At 41.0% G+C, this 19,124-nt stretch carries 14 protein-coding genes; 2 read left to right on the top strand and 12 right to left on the bottom strand.

From position 1 onward, the window contains the following. Positions 1–40 precede the first annotated feature (40 nt). The 9 genes from AC1TO8_RS13455 to AC1TO8_RS13415 form a co-directional block, all read right to left on the bottom strand. Entirely contained in the window at positions 41–931 is an 891-nt protein-coding gene (locus tag AC1TO8_RS13455; RefSeq protein WP_482056134.1) for an ABC transporter permease, read from the bottom strand. A gap of 75 nt (positions 932–1,006) precedes the next feature. After that, positions 1,007–2,683: an extracellular solute-binding protein gene (locus AC1TO8_RS13450; RefSeq protein WP_482056133.1), complete on the bottom strand. Its 1,677-nt coding sequence runs from the start codon at positions 2,681–2,683 to the stop codon at positions 1,007–1,009. A gap of 150 nt (positions 2,684–2,833) precedes the next feature. Next, positions 2,834–4,255, bottom strand: coding sequence for a response regulator transcription factor (locus tag AC1TO8_RS13445; protein ID WP_482056132.1), 1,422 nt, complete (start codon positions 4,253–4,255; stop codon positions 2,834–2,836). After that, the gene (locus AC1TO8_RS13440; RefSeq protein WP_482056131.1) at positions 4,248–5,996 is read right to left on the bottom strand and encodes a sensor histidine kinase; all 1,749 of its coding nucleotides are present in this window, start codon (positions 5,994–5,996) and stop codon (positions 4,248–4,250) included. The genes AC1TO8_RS13445 and AC1TO8_RS13440 overlap by 8 nt, the downstream gene beginning before the upstream one ends. A gap of 140 nt (positions 5,997–6,136) precedes the next feature. After that, positions 6,137–7,015, bottom strand: a complete 879-nt coding sequence (locus AC1TO8_RS13435; RefSeq protein WP_482056130.1) for a carbohydrate ABC transporter permease — start codon at positions 7,013–7,015, stop codon at positions 6,137–6,139. An 18-nt stretch (positions 7,016–7,033) separates the two neighbouring features. Then, positions 7,034–7,930 (bottom strand): ABC transporter permease, encoded by an 897-nt coding sequence (locus tag AC1TO8_RS13430; RefSeq protein ID WP_482056129.1) that lies wholly within the window; start codon positions 7,928–7,930, stop codon positions 7,034–7,036. 193 nt (positions 7,931–8,123) lie between these two features. Further along, on the bottom strand, positions 8,124–9,821 hold the full coding sequence (locus AC1TO8_RS13425) for a type 2 periplasmic-binding domain-containing protein (RefSeq protein ID WP_482056128.1): 1,698 nt from the start codon (positions 9,819–9,821) through the stop codon (positions 8,124–8,126). A gap of 141 nt (positions 9,822–9,962) precedes the next feature. Then, on the bottom strand, positions 9,963–11,603 hold the full coding sequence (locus tag AC1TO8_RS13420; RefSeq protein ID WP_482056127.1) for a response regulator: 1,641 nt from the start codon (positions 11,601–11,603) through the stop codon (positions 9,963–9,965). Continuing rightward, positions 11,600–13,324 carry a sensor histidine kinase gene (locus tag AC1TO8_RS13415; RefSeq protein WP_482056126.1) on the bottom strand — a complete coding sequence of 575 codons (1,725 nt, stop codon included), beginning with the start codon at positions 13,322–13,324 and terminating at the stop codon, positions 11,600–11,602. Before AC1TO8_RS13415 ends, AC1TO8_RS13420 begins: the two co-directional genes overlap by 4 nt. Positions 13,325–13,564: 240 nt before the next feature. On the opposite strand from AC1TO8_RS13415, the gene AC1TO8_RS13410 reads away from it, so the two are divergent. Then, a complete protein-coding gene (locus AC1TO8_RS13410) occupies positions 13,565–14,188 on the top strand; it encodes a peptidylprolyl isomerase (RefSeq protein WP_482056125.1) in 624 nt (207 codons plus the stop codon). A 130-nt stretch (positions 14,189–14,318) separates the two neighbouring features. On the opposite strand, the gene AC1TO8_RS13405 is transcribed toward AC1TO8_RS13410, so the two are convergent. From AC1TO8_RS13405 to AC1TO8_RS13395, 3 genes are all read right to left on the bottom strand, one after another. Next, the gene (locus AC1TO8_RS13405; RefSeq protein ID WP_482056124.1) at positions 14,319–15,062 is read right to left on the bottom strand and encodes a GTP pyrophosphokinase; all 744 of its coding nucleotides are present in this window, start codon (positions 15,060–15,062) and stop codon (positions 14,319–14,321) included. Positions 15,063–15,581: 519 nt separating this feature from the next. Next, entirely contained in the window at positions 15,582–16,118 is a 537-nt protein-coding gene (locus AC1TO8_RS13400) for a hypothetical protein (protein WP_482056123.1), read from the bottom strand. A gap of 43 nt (positions 16,119–16,161) precedes the next feature. Beyond that, entirely contained in the window at positions 16,162–17,139 is a 978-nt protein-coding gene (locus AC1TO8_RS13395) for a DUF3829 domain-containing protein (RefSeq protein WP_482056122.1), read from the bottom strand. Between the two features lie 690 nt (positions 17,140–17,829). Here AC1TO8_RS13395 and AC1TO8_RS13390 point away from each other — a divergent pair. Next, the gene (locus tag AC1TO8_RS13390; protein WP_482056121.1) at positions 17,830–18,906 is read left to right on the top strand and encodes a polysaccharide deacetylase family protein; all 1,077 of its coding nucleotides are present in this window, start codon (positions 17,830–17,832) and stop codon (positions 18,904–18,906) included. Positions 18,907–19,124: the final 218 nt, after the last annotated feature.

The following is a 19,124-nucleotide window of genomic DNA, read 5'->3' as shown; positions in this document are numbered from 1 at the left end:
TACACCCCTTTTTAGCTAACTATTTGAACTCTCACTTGTATTAAAAGATACGGTAATTGGCAAACCTCGATGCCATGTAGTAGGAAACAGTAATCATGATAAAGCTGACTACAGACTTCAGTAAGCCCATTGCTGTTGCTAAGCTAAACTGTAAATTTACAAGACCGGTTCGGTATACCCATGTATCAATAATATCTCCGCTCGAATAGACAAGTGGGTTATACAGATTGAATATTTGCTCAAATCCAGCGTTCAGGACGTTACCTAGACTAAGCACAGAAAGCAATATAATAGCTGACACGATTCCGGGAATCGTGATATTTTTCATCCGCTGTAAACGTGAAGCGCCATCTATTGCAGCGGCCTCATATAAAGAAGGGTTAATGCTTGTTAGAGCTGCTAAATAGATGATGGTGTTGAACCCAAATTCCTTCCATACGTCACTTCCTACAATGAGGGCCGGGAATAAATCCGCTCTACCAAAAAATAGAATTGGCTTCACATCAAAAATGGAAAGCATCTGGTTCACGGGTCCTGTGTAGCCAAACACATCTAACAAAATGCCCGATAGAATAACCCAGGAGATAAAATGGGGTAAGTAGACGATCGTCTGAATCCATCTTTTTAGATAGGATATCCTTAGCTCATTCAGTAATAATGCAAATAAAAGCGGGATCAGTAAGTTGCCAATGATTTTCAAAACAGCGATAAAGATCGTGTTGAAGAGTATCGTACCACTATCGTTAAGTGAGAACATATATTTGAAATTGTCTAATCCTATCCACTCAGAGTTAAGAATTCCGAGACCAGGATTATAGTCTTGGAAAGCCATCACAATTCCGAACATGGGCACGATACTAAACAAGGTTAGCCAGATGAATCCGGGGAGAAGCATCATGTAATAATGTTTGGCAAATCCCTTGTTAACCATAGTTCATCACCCTTCCTTTCTCAGTTGTTGATAGAAAGGCACCGGAGACTTCCCAGCGCCTAACACGGATCTACACTACTTCGCTAGTTCTGCAACCTCACTCAGAATTTCATCTCCACCTTGCTTCTTCCAATCCACTACGAACTTATCGAATGTATCAAGCGGCGCTGCCCCCATGATGATCTTAAGGAAGGTTTCTTTCTCCATCTTATCGAGCGTAGCCCATTTGCTCTCCATGGTCTTCGTCTGTGAATAAGTCAAACTATAGGTTTTGGTGAATGGCTCCATAAGTGGCGCTACTCCGACCATTGTGGAATAGAGACGTTTCCAAGCACCAAGATCTGCATTGGGATCCCAATGTTGGATATCCACCTTGTCATAAGGCTCCAGCTTCACCTTCTTAATATTCTCAGCATCTGCTTTCAGCAGTTTATAGCCTGGAATATCCAACTCTTCTGCTGTCTTCGTGCCTGCCAATACTTCTTTCATCATGTTGTAGGTGACATACATTTCATCCATTGGAGCAAAGACAATACGCAACGGATAGTTACCAATCCCTACATTTACATCGAAAGTCGCTTCATCTCTCAATAACAGATTCTCCATCTTAATGGCTGCCTCAGGGTATTTATAGTCCTTGCGAACAACGAGAAATTGATTCGACGGTGTACCCATATGAGGGGTAAACTCTCCATTGCTATCTAGCAAGGAATAAGCTTGCCAGTTGGCTTCGGGATTGTTCTTTATGGCATCCGCTAAGGGACCATATCCACCAGCCCACCACAGTCCGAAATAAATACCTGACGTGCCATTCTTGATTAATTCCTGTGCATCCTTACGAATACTCATCTCTTGATCAATTAAGCCCTTCGAGTATAAATCTCGTAGCTTAGCAAGTGCTTCTTTGGTTTCTGGCTCAATCGAGCCGTATGTCGGTTGACCATCAGCACCCTCTAACCAGAATCCTGGATAAGAATGATAGACGCCAAAGATCGGATCAAATCCATAGTTGTTATTATTCGGATTAATAAAGTCTGCGTTGATCAGACCGCCCGATTGAGGACCCGTGATGCCGATCGTATCCGCTTTCCCGTTACCATCAGGATCTTGTTCGATAAATGCTTTCGCAACCTTTTCCAAATCTTCGATATTTCTTGGGACTTCAAGATTTAGTTTGTCTAACCAATCTTTACGAATCCACATAATATGCTGCATATCCGTTTCACCTGTTACGTTAGGCAAGGCATACATTTTGCCGTCAAAAGTAACTGCCTGTTTAGCAAGCCCTTCTGTTGTTTCAATAATTGATTTAAGCGTAGGTGAAGCATATTGCTCGTATACCTCAGTCAGATCCGCAAGTTGATTGCTCTTCACCATTTGTCTTAGTTGCGTATCCGTCACAACTAGCGCATCTGGTAAATCATTGCTCGCGATGGAAAGGTTGACCTTTTGCTGATAATCCTTCCCAACCCCGGCTTGCCAAATGATCTTCGTATCAATGTTCAATTTTTCTTTAACGTATCTTGTATAGGTGTTATTCTCAGGCGTATCTCCGGATGGCAAGCTTTTATCTGCTGAGTCTACTTCTTTACCAATATTAATTGTAATAGCCTCACTGTACTTGCCGAATGGGTCGTTTGGATCTTGAGTAACAGTCTCTCCCTTACTGGAGGTCTTGCCATTCCCACATGCCGACAAGATTAGCATGACGGTTACCAATGTTAAGACGATGACTTTTCTCGTGTTCTTCATATTCGCCCCTTCTTTCATCCTTGTATTTGTTTACACTCTAAAACTAACACAAGATCTAACTACCCTTAGATAGAAGGTGGTTACACTTTGAGGTAGGGATATGACCGAGGATTTATATATGTTAACGCTTACATTTTAGTAATTCCAACATTACTCTACCTTGTTTGCGGACATATCTCTACCTTCCTGAGCTACTGAACGGTACTCACTAGGAAGCAGTCCAGTGTGCTCACGGAAGGAGCGACTGAAATATTTATCATCCTCGTATCCAACATTGTTGGCAATCCACGAAATTGTCTTATTACTGTAAAGCAGATAATGTTTCGCTTTTTCCATGCGTGCTTGTCGTAGATATTGATTGAAGTTATCTCCGATGATCCCCTTGAAGCATTGGCTGAAGTAACTTCGACTCATATTGATCCTTTGGGCCATGTCTGCTGCCGTTATTTGTTGATCAATTTCCTCATGGATTAAATCAACCGCCTTCATAATACACTTAATGACCTCCGTTGAAAATGTAATCCTTCCCAATGCCTGGCGAATATGATTGCGCATTTGATCAATCCAGACTTCAACCTGTTGCCAGGAGTCTAATGATTCCTCTAGTTGTACAGATATGGGGATGATTTTGGAAAACAGATGATTCCAACGATCTACTTGTACATACATAAATCCGATTAACTTCGCTTGTGACAGGTGATGATGCTTTAACTCCTCTACATTTTTGCGATATACAATATCTTGAAAAACCCACTCCATTGACTCCCAGCTAGCCTTTAGCGCGCCGATATCCTCTTCCGTACCCGCTTGTTCTACACAATCGCGAGTTCGCATCGACTTCTCTATGAATCTCATAGACGGATTGTAATCATAGAAGAACTCCTTATCCTTGTATTCTCGTATCCACCCATAGACTTCTTCGGCTGTTCGATTCAGAATGCCACTGAGCTTAATCATGACCCAATCCGAACTGGCATCCATCTCCTTCACGAGATTCTCCAACAAGCGTTCACCCTCTGAACTACTCGATGGCAAACAAAAGAATAAATTAAGTCCTAATTCCTTCAGGCTACTATTATAATTTGATACCCAACTCCTTACTCTATTGCTGGCAGAAACACGATCCATTGAAATTAACATATAGCCATAATCAATGGAGAATAGCTCATCATCCGGTCTATCGCGCTGATCCTGTTCCATAATCCGGTTAGAAATTCGTCCAAGGACCTCCTCGAAGCGTTCCTTCTCAAGTTGGACTTTCGCAATGTAATCTATTGCCCCTAGCCTCATCGCTTCTTGTATATATTCGAAATCTTGATGGAGCGTTAGTACAACAATATGCACATGGGAATATTTCTTCCGAACAATTCGCATCAGATCAATGCCAGACATGACAGGCATGGACAGATCCGTAAGCATTAAATCAACTTCATTCCCAGCTAGAAATTCTAACGCCTTCTCACCGTTACTCGCTTCTCCAACAACCTGCATTCCGAAATCACCCCAAGGCATAGCAGATATCAGCCCTTTGCGAACCAACTTATCATCATCAACGACAATCACTCTAATCATGATTTATTACACCTCCAATAGGTAAAATTAGGTGAATGGTTGTTCCTTTATTAATTTCACTAGTTACTCTAAGTTCTGCTTGTCCGCCGTAATAAATCTCAATCATGCGCTTCACATAGTTCATACCAATTCCCATACCCACCTTACGATTCTCAGCTTCTGGGGTATGAAGTAAATTATGAATCTTCTCCTCCGACATCCCAGCACCATTATCCCGAATGGATATGTAAACTTTATCCGTTAGCCGAACATCAACTTCGATATAACCATCATCTGTTAATCCATGATACAGTGAATTCTCTACAAGCGGCTGCAAAATGAACCGTGGAATGGGTATCTTCAATACTTCTTCATCTACATATATATGCACAGCAAACTTAAAGTCGTACCGAATCTGCTGAAGGATCAAGTATTGATTAACAGCCTCAATCTCTTCCTGAATAGTAGAAGTCTCACCGAGTTTCCCAAGATTATAATGCAGCAATTTATTCAAAGATGAGACGAGACGGTCAATCTCATCTTGGCCATTCATGACCGCTAACCAATGGACGGTATCAAGCGTGTTCATCAAGAAATGAGGATTAATTTGATGTAATAATTTCTCCACTTCAAGATCAGCCCTGCGCTTCTCTTTCACCTCCACCTCTGCGAACAATTCCCACGTTTGTTTCTTCATTTGTTGAAATTGATTCAATAGAAAATCAAATTCTGGTATTCTGGTCTTCACCGTAGCCGTTTGAGCTTCATTCTGTGCCATTAGTTCAATCTCTTTATTGAATGCATTCAAAGGGCGATATACCATTTTCCACAGTAACCATGCCAGGAATAAAGTCATCCCAAGGAATAGCCAGGAGAACAAGGAGATTTGTACGAACCATCTATTCATTTCTTTGTTATAGTCAGATTTAGGAATAAGAGATATGACACTCCAACCTTGATTGCTTATCTCCTTATACCAATAATACCCATTCTCTTCACCAGACAATTGATCTTTATCAAAATGGGGAAACAACGTGTCCATCTGGAAATCAGCAGTAGCATCACTATAGGCAATTCTTCCATCATTATCTAGAAATACATAAGATGTTGCGCCACCAATGGCATCGTTATGAAGAATGCTTTGTGTTAACTGAAATCCCGTTTCTATATAAACATAGACATCATTAAGATTAGGCAGATCCACTTTTCGCATAGCAGATAATACATAGCCATTGTCAAAACGATTGTTGCTAACATGCGGACCATAATAGGATATCTTACTATATTCCGCTAGTAGAGGCAGTTCCTTCGGAGAAAACTGTTCCTTCACGCCTGAATTTTCGAGTTCATAACTATCATCATTCAGAAAATAATAAAGGGTTAGTCCGATACTGGGGTTTGTAAAAGTGATGAGACCTAGTTCTTCCTTCAGATCACTTAGCATTGTTGAACGTTCAAAAGGCTCGTCAGTAGACAGAAAGTCATCGAGCTTATTGCCAATGATTCCACCAAATGCAAGTTGTTGTGACACATGATTTAGATTGTTGACCGAATTCTCCAAAGAAAGCTCCACTTGTCTTAGATTGTTCTGAATACCCGTTTGAATTTTATTCGTAAGGATAGAGTAGATCGTGAAGTAGGATATTAGAATGATGCTCACAAAAGGAATCAAGAAGCTAGACAAGAAAATAATGATAATTCTTTTCTTTAACGTCAGATAATCATAGAGATACCGTTGCAATCTATTTCTAAGTCCCGTCATGATAGCACTTCCTCTTCAGTGAACGACATTTGTGTAGATTAGATTATCAAAAGATTAACATAGCATTTTTAAAAACAAAAGACCCATTGAGCTTTTCTCAACGGGTCAATATTATTGTATGTTGCTACTTATGATTAAAATTATTCCTTCACCGAACCCATGATGAGCCCGGACGCGAAGTATTTCTGCAAGAATGGATACACCAGTAGAATGGGCAACGCTCCAATGAAAATTTGCGCTGATTTAACTGTTTTGGTAGAGATCAATTCCATTTCTTTCGGATTAATACTCATAGAGCTCATGTCCCTCTGGATTATAACCGTCTGTAAAAAGGTAGCCAGCGGATAATCCTTCGAATTATTAATGTATAGTAGCCCATCAAACCATGAGTTCCATTGGGTCACCATACTGAACAGTGCAAGTGTTGCAATGGCCGGCAAAGAAACGGGTAAATAGATACTGAACATGACGCGAAAATGCCCCGCCCCGTCGATTAAGGCCGCTTCTTCTAGCTCCTTGGGTACTCCTCTGAAAAAGTTGAGCATTAGAATGGTGAGATATACATTGACTGCACCCGGTAGCACGAGAACCCAGAAGGAATCCATAAGTCCGATCTTCTGAATAACGATATAGAATGGAACTAGCCCTCCGCTGAAGATCATCGTGAATACAAATAGCCATGAATATACCGTTCTACCCCGAAATACTGAACTCTCTTTAGATAACGGATACGCCGCAAGAAAAGATAGAAGAAGTGTGAGTCCTGTTCCGATAACCGTTCTTTTAATCGATACCCAGATGGAATGTAGGAAAATGGGGTTAGCCATCGTTTTTTTATAAGATTCTATCGTGAAGTCAATCGGCCATAATCCAACTAAATTGGCATCTGCTGCGGCTTTCGAACTAAAGGATACTGCTAACACATGAACTAGCGGAACAATACATAACAATGCAACGGCGATCATGAAGCAAATATTAATAATATTAAATACACGGAATGATAATGTTTTGTGATACATCAATGACCTCTCCTTTCTCTAGAAAATTCGATAGTTTGCCCATTTATAAGCTAAGCGGTATGAGATTAGAATAAGAATCATACTGATCACAGACTTGAAGAGACCAATAGCTGTTCCGAAGCCCATCTCCCCATTCAGGATTGCTGTCCGATATACAAAGGTATCAATGATGTCACCCTTCTCGTATACCAAGGAATTGTATAAGTTGAAGATCTGGTCGAATCCAGCATTCAGTACATTCCCAAGCGCTAATGTACCTACAACTACAGCAATGGGCATCATGGAAGGGACCGTTATATGTATCGTTTGTCTTAAACGACTCGCCCCATCCATTTCCGCAGCCTCATAGAGAGATGGATTAATGTTAGCCAAGGCCGCTAAGAACACAACCGTTCCAAATCCGAATTCCTTCCAGACATCGGATACGATAACCGTAAATCTGAACCAATCCCCATTACCGAGAAAGAAGATCGGTTCAATTCCAAATACAGAGACCAACGTCCGATTGACGATTCCTCCATCTGTAGACAGAATATCAAGTAATATCCCCCCTAGAATGACCCAGGATAAGAAATGGGGAAGGTAGACTAACGTTTGAACGAATCGCTTGAAATACAATTTACGTAGTTCGTTAAGCAATATAGAGAATACAAATGGTACTCCTAGATTAAATATTAATTTGAATACGGCAATAACAAGTGTATTCCAAATAACCTGAACGCTGTCTTGCCTTTCAAATAAGTAGCGGAAGTTATCCCAACCCACCCAATCAGATCCTGTTATTCCGAGCCAAGGCTTGTAATTCTGAAATGCCATCACGATGCCGCCCATTGGAATAAAGCTAAAAATAATAAGAAATATTAGCGAAGGCAATATCATCAAATGGAATTGCCAGCTCTTCTTAAAAGTTCTCATAGGTTCGCCCCTTACTTGTCTCTAGTGTCATATGTCTTGACAACAAAATTATATCAATCCCCTTTTCGTAAGAGTAGCTAACAAAAGCAATATAAATGGTACGATTCCAACCTTTTCCCTTCCGAAGTTTCATTCTAAACGCAAAGATCCCAGAACCACATATTGGTGGTCTGGGATACTGCTTCAATCTATTTTATTTCACCGTATCGTACCAAGCATTTACTTCCTGCGTAATTTGATCTCCACCTGAGGACTTCCATGTCTCAACAAACTTATCGAAGGAATCTACTGGCTTGTCACCATAAATAATTTCATTAAATGCTTGGCTCTCAATTTTGTTCAAGTAGTCCATCTTGGATTTCATTGTATCTGTCGTCGGACCTGTGAATAGATTCTTCATCGATGTACTATCCTGTTCCAATAGTACTTTTGCAGCTGCAGGCGTCTGCGGACCATAGTTATTCTTCACTTCTAGTTCAAGTCTCGTCTTAGGCTCTCCACCGTTCGCAAGATTCAAGAGTGCCTTCATCTGAGCGTCCGGAATACGCGCTCCGTCACGAACAAGTAAGTAACGAATACTATTTACATACCCACCTGGAATGTCATCTAAATGAAGCGCAGTACCACTTGCATCCACATCATAGTCATAACCTTTAAATAGACCATTATCAAATTGACTGCCTACTTCAGGATCGGCTAAGTTGTTAAACATGTAGTTCTGATACGTAAAGAATGCTTCTGGATTCTTCATATCTTTGTTAATCAACACGACACCGTTCGTGAAATGTGTTCCATGTCTACCTGCAACACCGTCGGGACCCGTAGGAATTCCAATCGGGTTCCATACAGCTCCTTCTACATTCTTCGCCGTATCCAACAACGGCCAGCCACTCATCCAATAAGGTCCTGGAATAATCCCTGCCGTTCCTGCAACAGCTGGCTCAGAGGCTTTATTCTCGTCCCATAACGCTGCCTCTTTAGGAATATAACCTTTCGTGAACCACTCATTTATTTTCTGTAACGCTTGTTTACTACCTGAGTTAATAGAGCCATATTCAAGCTTACCATCTGCACCTAAATTCCATTGTTGCGGCATGGTACCATATGCCCCGAATATCCATGACGGATCAGCCATCCATGTGTTCATTGCATTTTTGAAGCCAATACTAAGTGGAATGACTTCATTAGGAGCAAGTCCATCCGGATTACGGTTCTTGAATGCCTCCATAACAACCTCTAATTCATCAAGCGTCTTCGGAACATCCAGACCTAACTTATCTAGCCAATCCTGACGAATCCACAGTAAATAATCGTGATTGTATGCATAGTCCAATACTGGAATCCCCATCTTCTCACCATTACGGACGTAAGGATCCCATACGTGGTTGTCAATCTCGACCGCTTGCTTCCATGTATCTGAAGCATATTCATCAAAGAGGGACCCCACTTCTCTGAATAAACCTGAATCAATTAAGTCCTGTGCAAGCTGCGCGTCGCCAATCGTTACGACATCCGGCATCTTTTGTCCCGATGCCATCGACAATCTCATCTTTGTCGCAAACGCACCATTGGTATCCGTCACAGACCACAATGATTTAATCTCAATACCCAGTGTCTCTTTAGCCCATTTAATAGCTACATTATTCTCAATCGTCTCACCATTCTTAAATTTAAGTTCTGGATCTACTCCCCAGACTGTTGTTATCGTCACAGGTGTATCATATTTATCTTTGTATGCGCTCTCATTAGTTGCCGATTCATTGGTGGTTGGTGCTTTCGTTGCAGTTGTTTGTTCTTCCCCATTCTTATTACCCGAACATCCAGCCACAATGACCATCACCATCATCATACAGAGCGACAGCAATAATCCTTTCTTTGAGAAGGTCTTCATCCTTCATCCCCCTTATATTTCTTAGTAACAAGTTTGTAGGTACAACTATAATTATAGGGGGGGATTCTCCGTCAGCCTATGTCACGAACTTAAGATTTCTGCACCTTTAACAACTATATTAGACTTCTGACGAGATTTACGTTAATGTTCACGATATTCATGTGGTGTTACACCATAGTGCTTTTTAAATATTTTACTGAAATATTGAGGATTCTGATAACCAAGCTCACTCGTAATCTCATATATCTTCATATTGCTATTCTTCAACAGATATAATGCCCGCTCCATACGCATCCGAATGATATAGTCACTCAAGCTTTCTCCGGTCTCCAACTTATAAATCTTCGATAGATATACGGGGTGAAGAAACACCTTATCCGAGATCATCTTTACTGAGGTGTCCTGCCCCATATCATTCGCTACTATTTCATGTACCTGTTTAATAATATAACTGTTCGTATATTTGTCATTCGTATATAACTCTTTCTTCAACTTATCCATCATTTCAGTGGACCAGTTTCTTAATGTCTCTAGCGAATGAACAATTCTCTGGTCGATGAATAGATCAAACCCAGAATGGTCAATTTGATGCATGAACACACCATGCTTATGCGCAATATATAAGAATGCATTCGTTACGGATAAGAAGACTTCATACAAATGCTCACGCATAAAAGAAACCTGCTCCATATCTCGGAATACACTGTCTATTTTGTCCTGCGCCGTCTCCCATTGCTTGGATTCTAACAAATGAATAAGTGTCGGCGGCTTGTATAACATCTCAATAGACTTAATAACTAAATCTGTACCCTGCGATGGATCCTCTAGAAATAATAGTTTGTGCGGACCACCCGTCTCTGCCGTGAAGATAGCACTCAACCCCGCTCGATATGCCGCAGTTATACCTGCTGGGAACTCGAACCACTCTGATAGTACGATCGAGATATCACCCTTCAGATAATTACTCACATTTCTCTGAAGGATTTGGACAAGCTCTGTCAGTTTCTCTCTACTTGCCATTCCCAGACCGTTAGCTAATCTAGAACTCTGATGAGACTTCTCCTTCGGTGCCGCCATAATAATGAGGCAATCATGCGGTGATTTACTATGCCATATATGATAATACTCTGAGAAGACTTCCTCCGCTATGTTCCCAATCGCATATTCCATAAGTGAGATAGAATGGTGATCCATTCCTGCGAATGTTCGAGGTAAAGGAATAAGCATCATCATCGCATGCTCGTCTACTCGAAGTGGAATCTCATATTGCAAACATTTATTACGAATACTTTTGGATGATAGTGTCCGCCCAAGTAGCAAATCATGCATCAGATTAGCCTTTAATATCGTAAGATCTGATTTGCGATCATATAACAACTGCTGGTATCGTTCGGCCTGCTCCCATTCATCTTGGAGATCTTCAATCGCACTAGATATACTTGCTACAAATTCATCATCATTAACGGGCTTCAATATATAATCAAACGCTTGGAGCTGAATCGCTTTCCTTGCATATTGAAAATCTGAATGGCCCGTAAGTAAGATACAGCGAATGTCTTTCCAACGTTCTGCAATCAGTTCCACAAGTTGTAACCCATCCATTTCTGGCATCCGAATATCTGTCACTACGATATCTATCGCTTGCTCTTCTAACACCTGTAATGCCTCAGCGGCAGAACTAGCTTGATATACTTGACTAATCCCCATCTCACTCCAATGAATGGTCTGTTCTATACTGTCGGTCACATATGATTCATCATCAACCAGTAGTAATTCAATCATTCTATCTCCCCCTGGATATCCCAATACAATACTGCTCTCAGTCCGCCTAACTCCGAATTGGATAATGCAAGACCTGAACCGTCCCCATACCTAAGTTGCATTCTTTGTTGCACATTCCATAGTCCATATCCCACTCCCTCTTCTACTGGTTGAGTTAGCTTATACTGTAGAGATAATAGCTCCTGTGCCTTCATTCCCTTGCCATTATCCTCCACAATTAGAGTTATTCCGCGTTGATCGGTCACTCCCGTAATTCTCACTATACCTGGTCCAGCCTTGCTCTCAATCCCGTGGATGATAGCATTCTCTACTAACGGCTGGATAATAAGTAGAGGAATATCCAATTGTTCAATCATACTGGGTAGATCAATCGAGTAATCAAGACGACTCATTCTCATCTTTTGGATCTCCAAATAATTCTTAATGAAATCCATTTCCTCTCGTAGGGGAACTAAGTCCCGCTCCTGACGGGTCGTATAGCGATAATAGTTAGACAAGTTCTCAGACATAGCCACAACGGCTTGGAAATTCTTAAGCTTAGCCATACTCGATATAAAAGAGAAGCAATTATAGAAGAAGTGGGGGTTAATCTGAGATTGCAACTGCTTCAATCGGGCCTCCCGCACATGAATCTTCTCCATATATACTCTCTCGAATAGTTCTTGCATCTGAGCTACCATTGAATTAAACCTAGTAAATACGAAGCTGAATTCACTCTTCCCTCGGGGGACCATGCGAACAGAATAATCACCATTCTTCAAAAGCTGAAATCCATGTACAAGCTTCTTCATAGGCACCTGAACCTGATCATATAACAAGTAAGAGGATATAGAACTCATCAAGAGTAACGCCCCAATCGCTAAATAAAATAACTGGTTGGATTGCTCAATCGGATGCATGATATCTGACAGCGGCATATAATCTATTAAATACCATCCCGTCGTATTCGATAACACAATGTTGACCATGTAACTTTCTCCATCTAGTTCTACCTTCCGATGCTCTGTATCCTGTTGGAAATCTGACTTCTCCAGTTCTTGGATGAGTAATCCTGCCAGTTCATGATTGGCAGTACGATTATAAATGACGCCTACATCTTTCTTGTAATAGAATGGATCACGACGTCCATCACTTTTAAATTTATCAAGCATCTCCTCAAGACTCCGACTGCTGAACCTAATCTCAACGATGAGATTAGCATCTTCTGGTTGAGTGAATGCCGAGTAAGGAGCAACCGTAAACATTGAGAATTGAAAATGCTCTTCATCACCTTCCCCCTGCCTACTAACTTGCCACCCAGGTGAAATCTGTCTTTTTAAAACTTCAATATCATAATGTTTCACATCGTTAAGCGAGACCACTCTGCCTAATGACACCGAATAGATCAACAATTCACTTTTCCAATTCAGCGAACTTTGTTGGAGACTTAATTTCTCCTGAATCCGCTTCACTAAAGTGATTGCATCTAGATTAAGATAAGGCTCGTTCATATATATATCACGAAAACTCGATATATCCGGATCATGGATCAATTGATTAGGTAACAAGGATAAGCGTTCAAAGTTCATATTGACTTGGCTCTGAAAGAACGTCGACTGACTCTCATTGGATTTATTCAATTCTGTCCTTAGAACTCCTGTAGTCGTCTGATTCGAATAGAAATACAAACCTACAATAGGTAACAACATCATTAGAATCATCAGCAAAATTTTCTTATACAAGTTATACCTAGGCATGCACAGATTCCCACCCTACTCATTCATAATATTCTCCATTCATTGTAAGCGCATTAGTTACTGACTAACAGACCCATAATGAAATATTTCTGCTGTTATTGAAACGGATTATATGAAAACTAGATTTTTGTCCGAATGTTGGATATGATAAAACAAGATTTGTTATAAATGAGAGTTCAAAAGATGACTTTTGAACAACCTCTATAAAGGAGTGGGACAAGTATTATGAACAAGAAATATGTATTCATGCCTCTAATCACCTTGATTACGGCTGCGCTTTTACTAGCCGGTTGTGGTAACGACGATTCAGCTGCTAATCAACCGACAGAACAGCCAGTCACGAAGAGTTGGAGTAGCCCTCCAGCCATGGAGATTGACAGTGCCAAATCATATGAAGCTGAAATGACAACTTCAAAAGGTACTTTCACGATTGAACTGTTCGCAAAGGACGCACCACTAACGGTGAACAACTTCGTATTTTTAGCTAGACAAGGATTTTATGATGATGTTATCTTCCACCGTATTATTGAATCCTTTATGATTCAGGGTGGTGATCCAACTGGTACTGGTCGAGGTGGTCCTGGTTATCAATTCGAAGATGAGAAGACAACTTATCAATATGAGCCTGGTATCGTAGCTATGGCTAATGCAGGACCGAATACGAACGGTAGCCAATTCTTCATCTGTACCGGTGAAGACAGCCTATCACTGACACCGGACTACACCATCTTTGGCAAAATAACAAACGGTATGGACGTTGTGTTGGATATTGCTGCTACACCTGTCGATGCTGGGGATTTCCCAACGGAAACGATTCAGATTACAGAAGTCAAAATTACAGAGAAGTAGGTTCCTAACACTTCTCCATCATATTTACAGCAAACAGGGCCTTCGCTTTCCATTAACGGAAAGTGAAGGCCCTGTTTGCTGTACTAGACACATAGTAACAAATGCTAATAACTCATCGTTCAATACTCTCTCAACCACCCTCAGAAAGAAACTTCTGTAGACTTGGGGGAATCGTAAATTGTTGATTATTAATCATAAACTGACTAAGCTCTGCCAAGGAATCCTCAGGGTTAGCATCTTTAATTTCCTTTATTTCATGATGAAGCCGCTCCATCTGAAGATCTAAAGCATTCGCTGATTCTGCAGCGTTCTTTAACTCCATGAGAAGACTCTCTGGAACAGATTGATTATATTTATAGAAGATTTTATGCTCCAGACTTGCCCAGAAATCCATCGCAATGGTCCGAATCTGAACCTCGACACAGACATTCTCCTGCCGATCAGACAAAAACACAGGTACTTCAATCAACAAATGAAGACTGCGATAACCGTTTGGTTTAGGTTTTTTAATATAGTCTTTGACTTCAAGAGTAGTCAGATCTTTCTGATTCTGAAGCATTTCACTAACGCGATATATGTCTGAAATGAAAGAACAAGTTATCCGAAGACCCGCAATATCTTTAATATTATCTTTTATACTCGAAAAATTCATATCATTACTTTTACGAAACATCTTATTCATAATGCTCTCTGGTGACTTTAGACGCGAATTCGTATGTTCAATTGGACTATAATCATGTAAGGTTTCAAATTCTTCCTTCAATATATTAACCTTAGTCTCCATCTCTTCCAAAGCGAATTTGTAAGTGAGCATGAATAAGGTGATGTCATGCCTGAATTTTTTGAGTTGATCTATCTGAAAATTCTGTTCCATTCCTATTCTTCCTTCCCCTGTTGGCTTCCTTCATTTCCAGTATAACATTCGGAGTTCGAGAAAACGAATAGTGCATATCACAAGATTAATTCTTAGTATTAGACATCAATCCACGCTTAGGTTTGAGCTTATACAGCCTTGAGTTGGGTCCCTTAAGAGATACTTTCTGGGTTCTCAATTGGTATAATATGATCCACATGCACCAACCTATGGACTATCGTATTGTTCGACTGCTCGCTCATTTGATTCGTCACCCAGAAAGTCGTGAATCCGTCGAGTCCCTCACATTCTATGGATCATTCATGATTTTATCCTATCATACTGATATTGGTGTGGTACATATCTACCGATCCTCTTTCCCTGTTGTTCTTTAACCAAGCTGTAGTTTAATAACCTTGTTCTCAAGGCATTACCGTCGCATGAGAGAGCTTCACATGTAAAAAAAAGGCTCATTCCCATGTTTGGTATGAGCCTTCTATAAGTTTATCAAGTGTTTATACACCTATGAATTCAATCTAACTATTTTAATAATTTCTCCATCTCAGCCTTTTTCTTATCCAGCACTTGATTCGCTTTTATGCACTTTTCTTCACCGATTCGCTTGGACATCAGTTCGATGAATTCAGCAACTCCAGTAGTACCGTCCGGTATGCGAATCTTACCTTGAGGGCTCTCAATTGTAAATTGCCCTCCGTAAAAGCGTGTATGCCCTACATTTGTAACCTCTGAATAAAGAATTGTACGTTTACTAAACCATTTCTTGCCCCTCACTTCGGAATTGCTGGCTACCACTTGGTAGGTCACATAATCTACCCACAGGAATGTAAAAAAGGCGGTGATCCCTCGCACCACGTATACAAAATCTCTATCTTCTGCCATATCCGGCGTAAATGAAAAACCAACAGATAGCCATCCTAATATGAGTCCTACATGGATAAGGATCGCCCACCATTTTATTTTACGAAATACCATATCACCTGAGGCGTTGACTTTTGCCGGGCGAAAAGGTGCTTTAAGCATTATTTCTATAAATTTGTTCGTTAATAATCGATTCATTGTTTATCCCCTGCCTACTGATTTTTTTTCACTCTATGGTTTACTAATTAGTCACTGTAACACTTACATTAATGTTGTATCCGTCTATGAGACTACTTACTTTCCGGTCGAAGCTTGAAAGTATCGCATTCTTTCCGCCTGTCGTAACTTTCCCCTTCAAATCACTATTAATCTCCGAATTCTGTTCACGCAAAATCTGGAGTATATCATCTGCGGTTACTTTAACATTCTCTGCTCCTCCTCCAAAATCGTGAAGGTTAGCCCACAGTTCGCTCTTTCTACGAGCCTCGTCCGCGGCATATTCATTATAATGCGCAATATCTTCTATTAATGGAGTATACAAATCCTCATATTGTTTCAAATCAAAATCCAATATATTCTCATCACTTACACCTGCCATGGAGAAAGCATCTTGTATTTCTTGTGATCTAAGGATGATGCTCATTGCATGATAGCGTATTAACAAACCTTCTTCTTTTAACATTTCAGCATTCTTGTATTTGCGTTCTGTTGTGATCTGTGGGAGTTCAATCATATATTGCTCCGCTGCTTCTATATATTGCTCAAAAAGTTCTACAGCGCGGATATGTAATTCTTTACCTCGCTTAAAATTATCACTTACATATTTGTCCTCAGAATAATAAGTCTGTATCTCATTAGTGGTATTCATTAAATCTACAATAACGGGAACTAACTGTTGTACCTTCTCATCTATAACCCCGTAGGATGGCTCCAGTGAGGCATACTTAAGTATGTCATTCATTGACCCAATAACCCCCGAAAAAAATGGTGCATTTGAATACCCGTCAAAATCGTCCTCCATATATATTTCTTTGTCTACACCGAACTCCTTGAAATAAACACTAACCATAGATTCTAAAAAGCCCCCATTGATCACATGATTACTCAGATCTATATAGGCATTGTACTTATTATAATCTTCCTTTTCCTCACTCTCCTCTTGCTTCTGAGTAACAGCCGAATTGCTACAAGCTACTACCCCGCTTATTAAGATCATCATACATAGAAGTAAAATAATAGCCCTTTTCACAGTATAACCCTCTCTCCTTTATTCCAATTTTTCCTTTACATCTATTTATCGGAAGAATTACATTATTTGTGAATAGAAACCCTAAAAAGTGGATATCACTTAGGGGATATCAACAGATAATACAATTACAGAAAAAGGTCGATCATGGTGGTATTTGACCATGATCGACCTTTTTCTATAACGCTTTGGCTTTATTTAAGTTATGCTTTTCAAGCATACATGTTAGTACATGGAAATCAAGAAATCTATCAAATTTCGCGGCTTACTGAAGCGTGAAGTATCGGAGATGCAAATACAGGGTATCCAAACTTGCCGCTCTAGGTCCCATCAAATGCTGAGCCAGGTATTATCGAAATGCTTACTTTTGCTCTTTCATATAGAGGACACCTATTCTGTGTGGTAGTGGAATTACTTAAAATGTTTATATTGTAAGTTCCTTTTTTAATTTACATCATTTATACTATAGTCACCTAGCAAAAAATGCGCTCATCTACGAGAAGGTAGCGAAAGCAGTTATCTTTTTGAAAGCGCTTTTTTGTTGAGGTGTTAAAAGATCGGAAGGAGATGAGGCCAAATAGGAATCTAGTAGAGAGAGTTACAACGGTTTGGAGTGACGCGAGTGAACACTATACTAGTATTTTATTAAGAGGAGGTACTATTATGTTCAAAGCAAGACTATTAAAAGGGGCAGTGTCCCTGGCGCTCTTCAGTACGTTGTTCTCCATTCCGATAATGCCTATCGCCAGTGCTGCCGATGCCAACTGCACGAACGGTTACGTAGGCTTGACGTTCGACGATGGACCCAATACTGGTAATACGACAAATCTTCTCAATGCGCTGAAGCAGGCTGGCTTACGCGCAACGATGTTCAACCTCGGGCAAAACGCGCAGAACAACCCGTCTCTGGTGCGGGATCAAGTATCAGCGGGCATGTGGGTCGGCAACCACTCCTATACGCATCCGCATATGACTACATTAAGTAGCTCGCAGATGTCGTCAGAAATCACGCGGACGCAGCAGGCGATCCAGTCGGCTACCGGAACCGCACCGAAGCTGTTCCGTCCGCCGTATGGCGAGACCAACGCGACCTTAAAGTCCATCGAGACCCAAAACGGTCTTACCGAAGTGATGTGGAACGTTGACTCCCAGGACTGGAACGGCGCCAGCACCGCCCAGATCGTAGCCGCCGCGGGCAGGTTGCAAAACGGCGACGTGATCCTGATGCATGACCAGTACCAGACTACGCTCCAAGCGATCCCTCAGATCGCGCAGAACCTCAAGAGTCGCGGCCTTTGCTCCGGCATGATCTCGCCGAGCACCGGCCGGGCGGTAGCGCCTGACGGTGGCGGTAGTACACCTCCTCCAACCACAGGTACAGCTACGAAAGTGGAAGCTGAGAGTATGATCAAAGGCGGTCAATATACCGGGAATATCAGCTCGCCGTTCAACGGAGTCGCATTATACGCCAACAATGATGTGGTGAAATACACGCAGAATTTCACAAGCGGCGCACATAATTTTACACTCCGTGGTGCTTCGAATAACTCGAATATGGCCAGAGTCGACTTAAAAATCGGCGGAGTGACGAAGGGTACCTTCTACTTCGGCGGGAGCAGTCCTGCGGTCTATACAATAAACAATGTCAGCCATGGAACCGGAAATCAAGAGATTGAACTCGTTGTAACAGCCGATAACGGGACATGGGATGCTTTCATTGATTATTTGGAGATCAACTAAAGACCTCGAAGCTATAATTGATCCTTTTGAGTTTTTGATTTAAATCCTGATTGTTTTTTCAAGCAAAATCCCGGCGGGATTATCCCGACGGGATTTTTTGTCGGCATCCTCGCGGTCAAGGACGCTATCTAATTGATCATAAACTCGTGCTGTACTTGCCAAAGATTCGATTTCGGCTCTGCGAAGGTTGAGTCCATGACGATACTGCTCTCATCTTA

It is taken from the genome of Paenibacillus sp. Y859 (genome assembly GCF_056786405.1).
The sequence above is the reverse complement of the archived record's forward strand: the minus strand, read 5'-3'. Positions and strand labels throughout refer to the sequence as shown.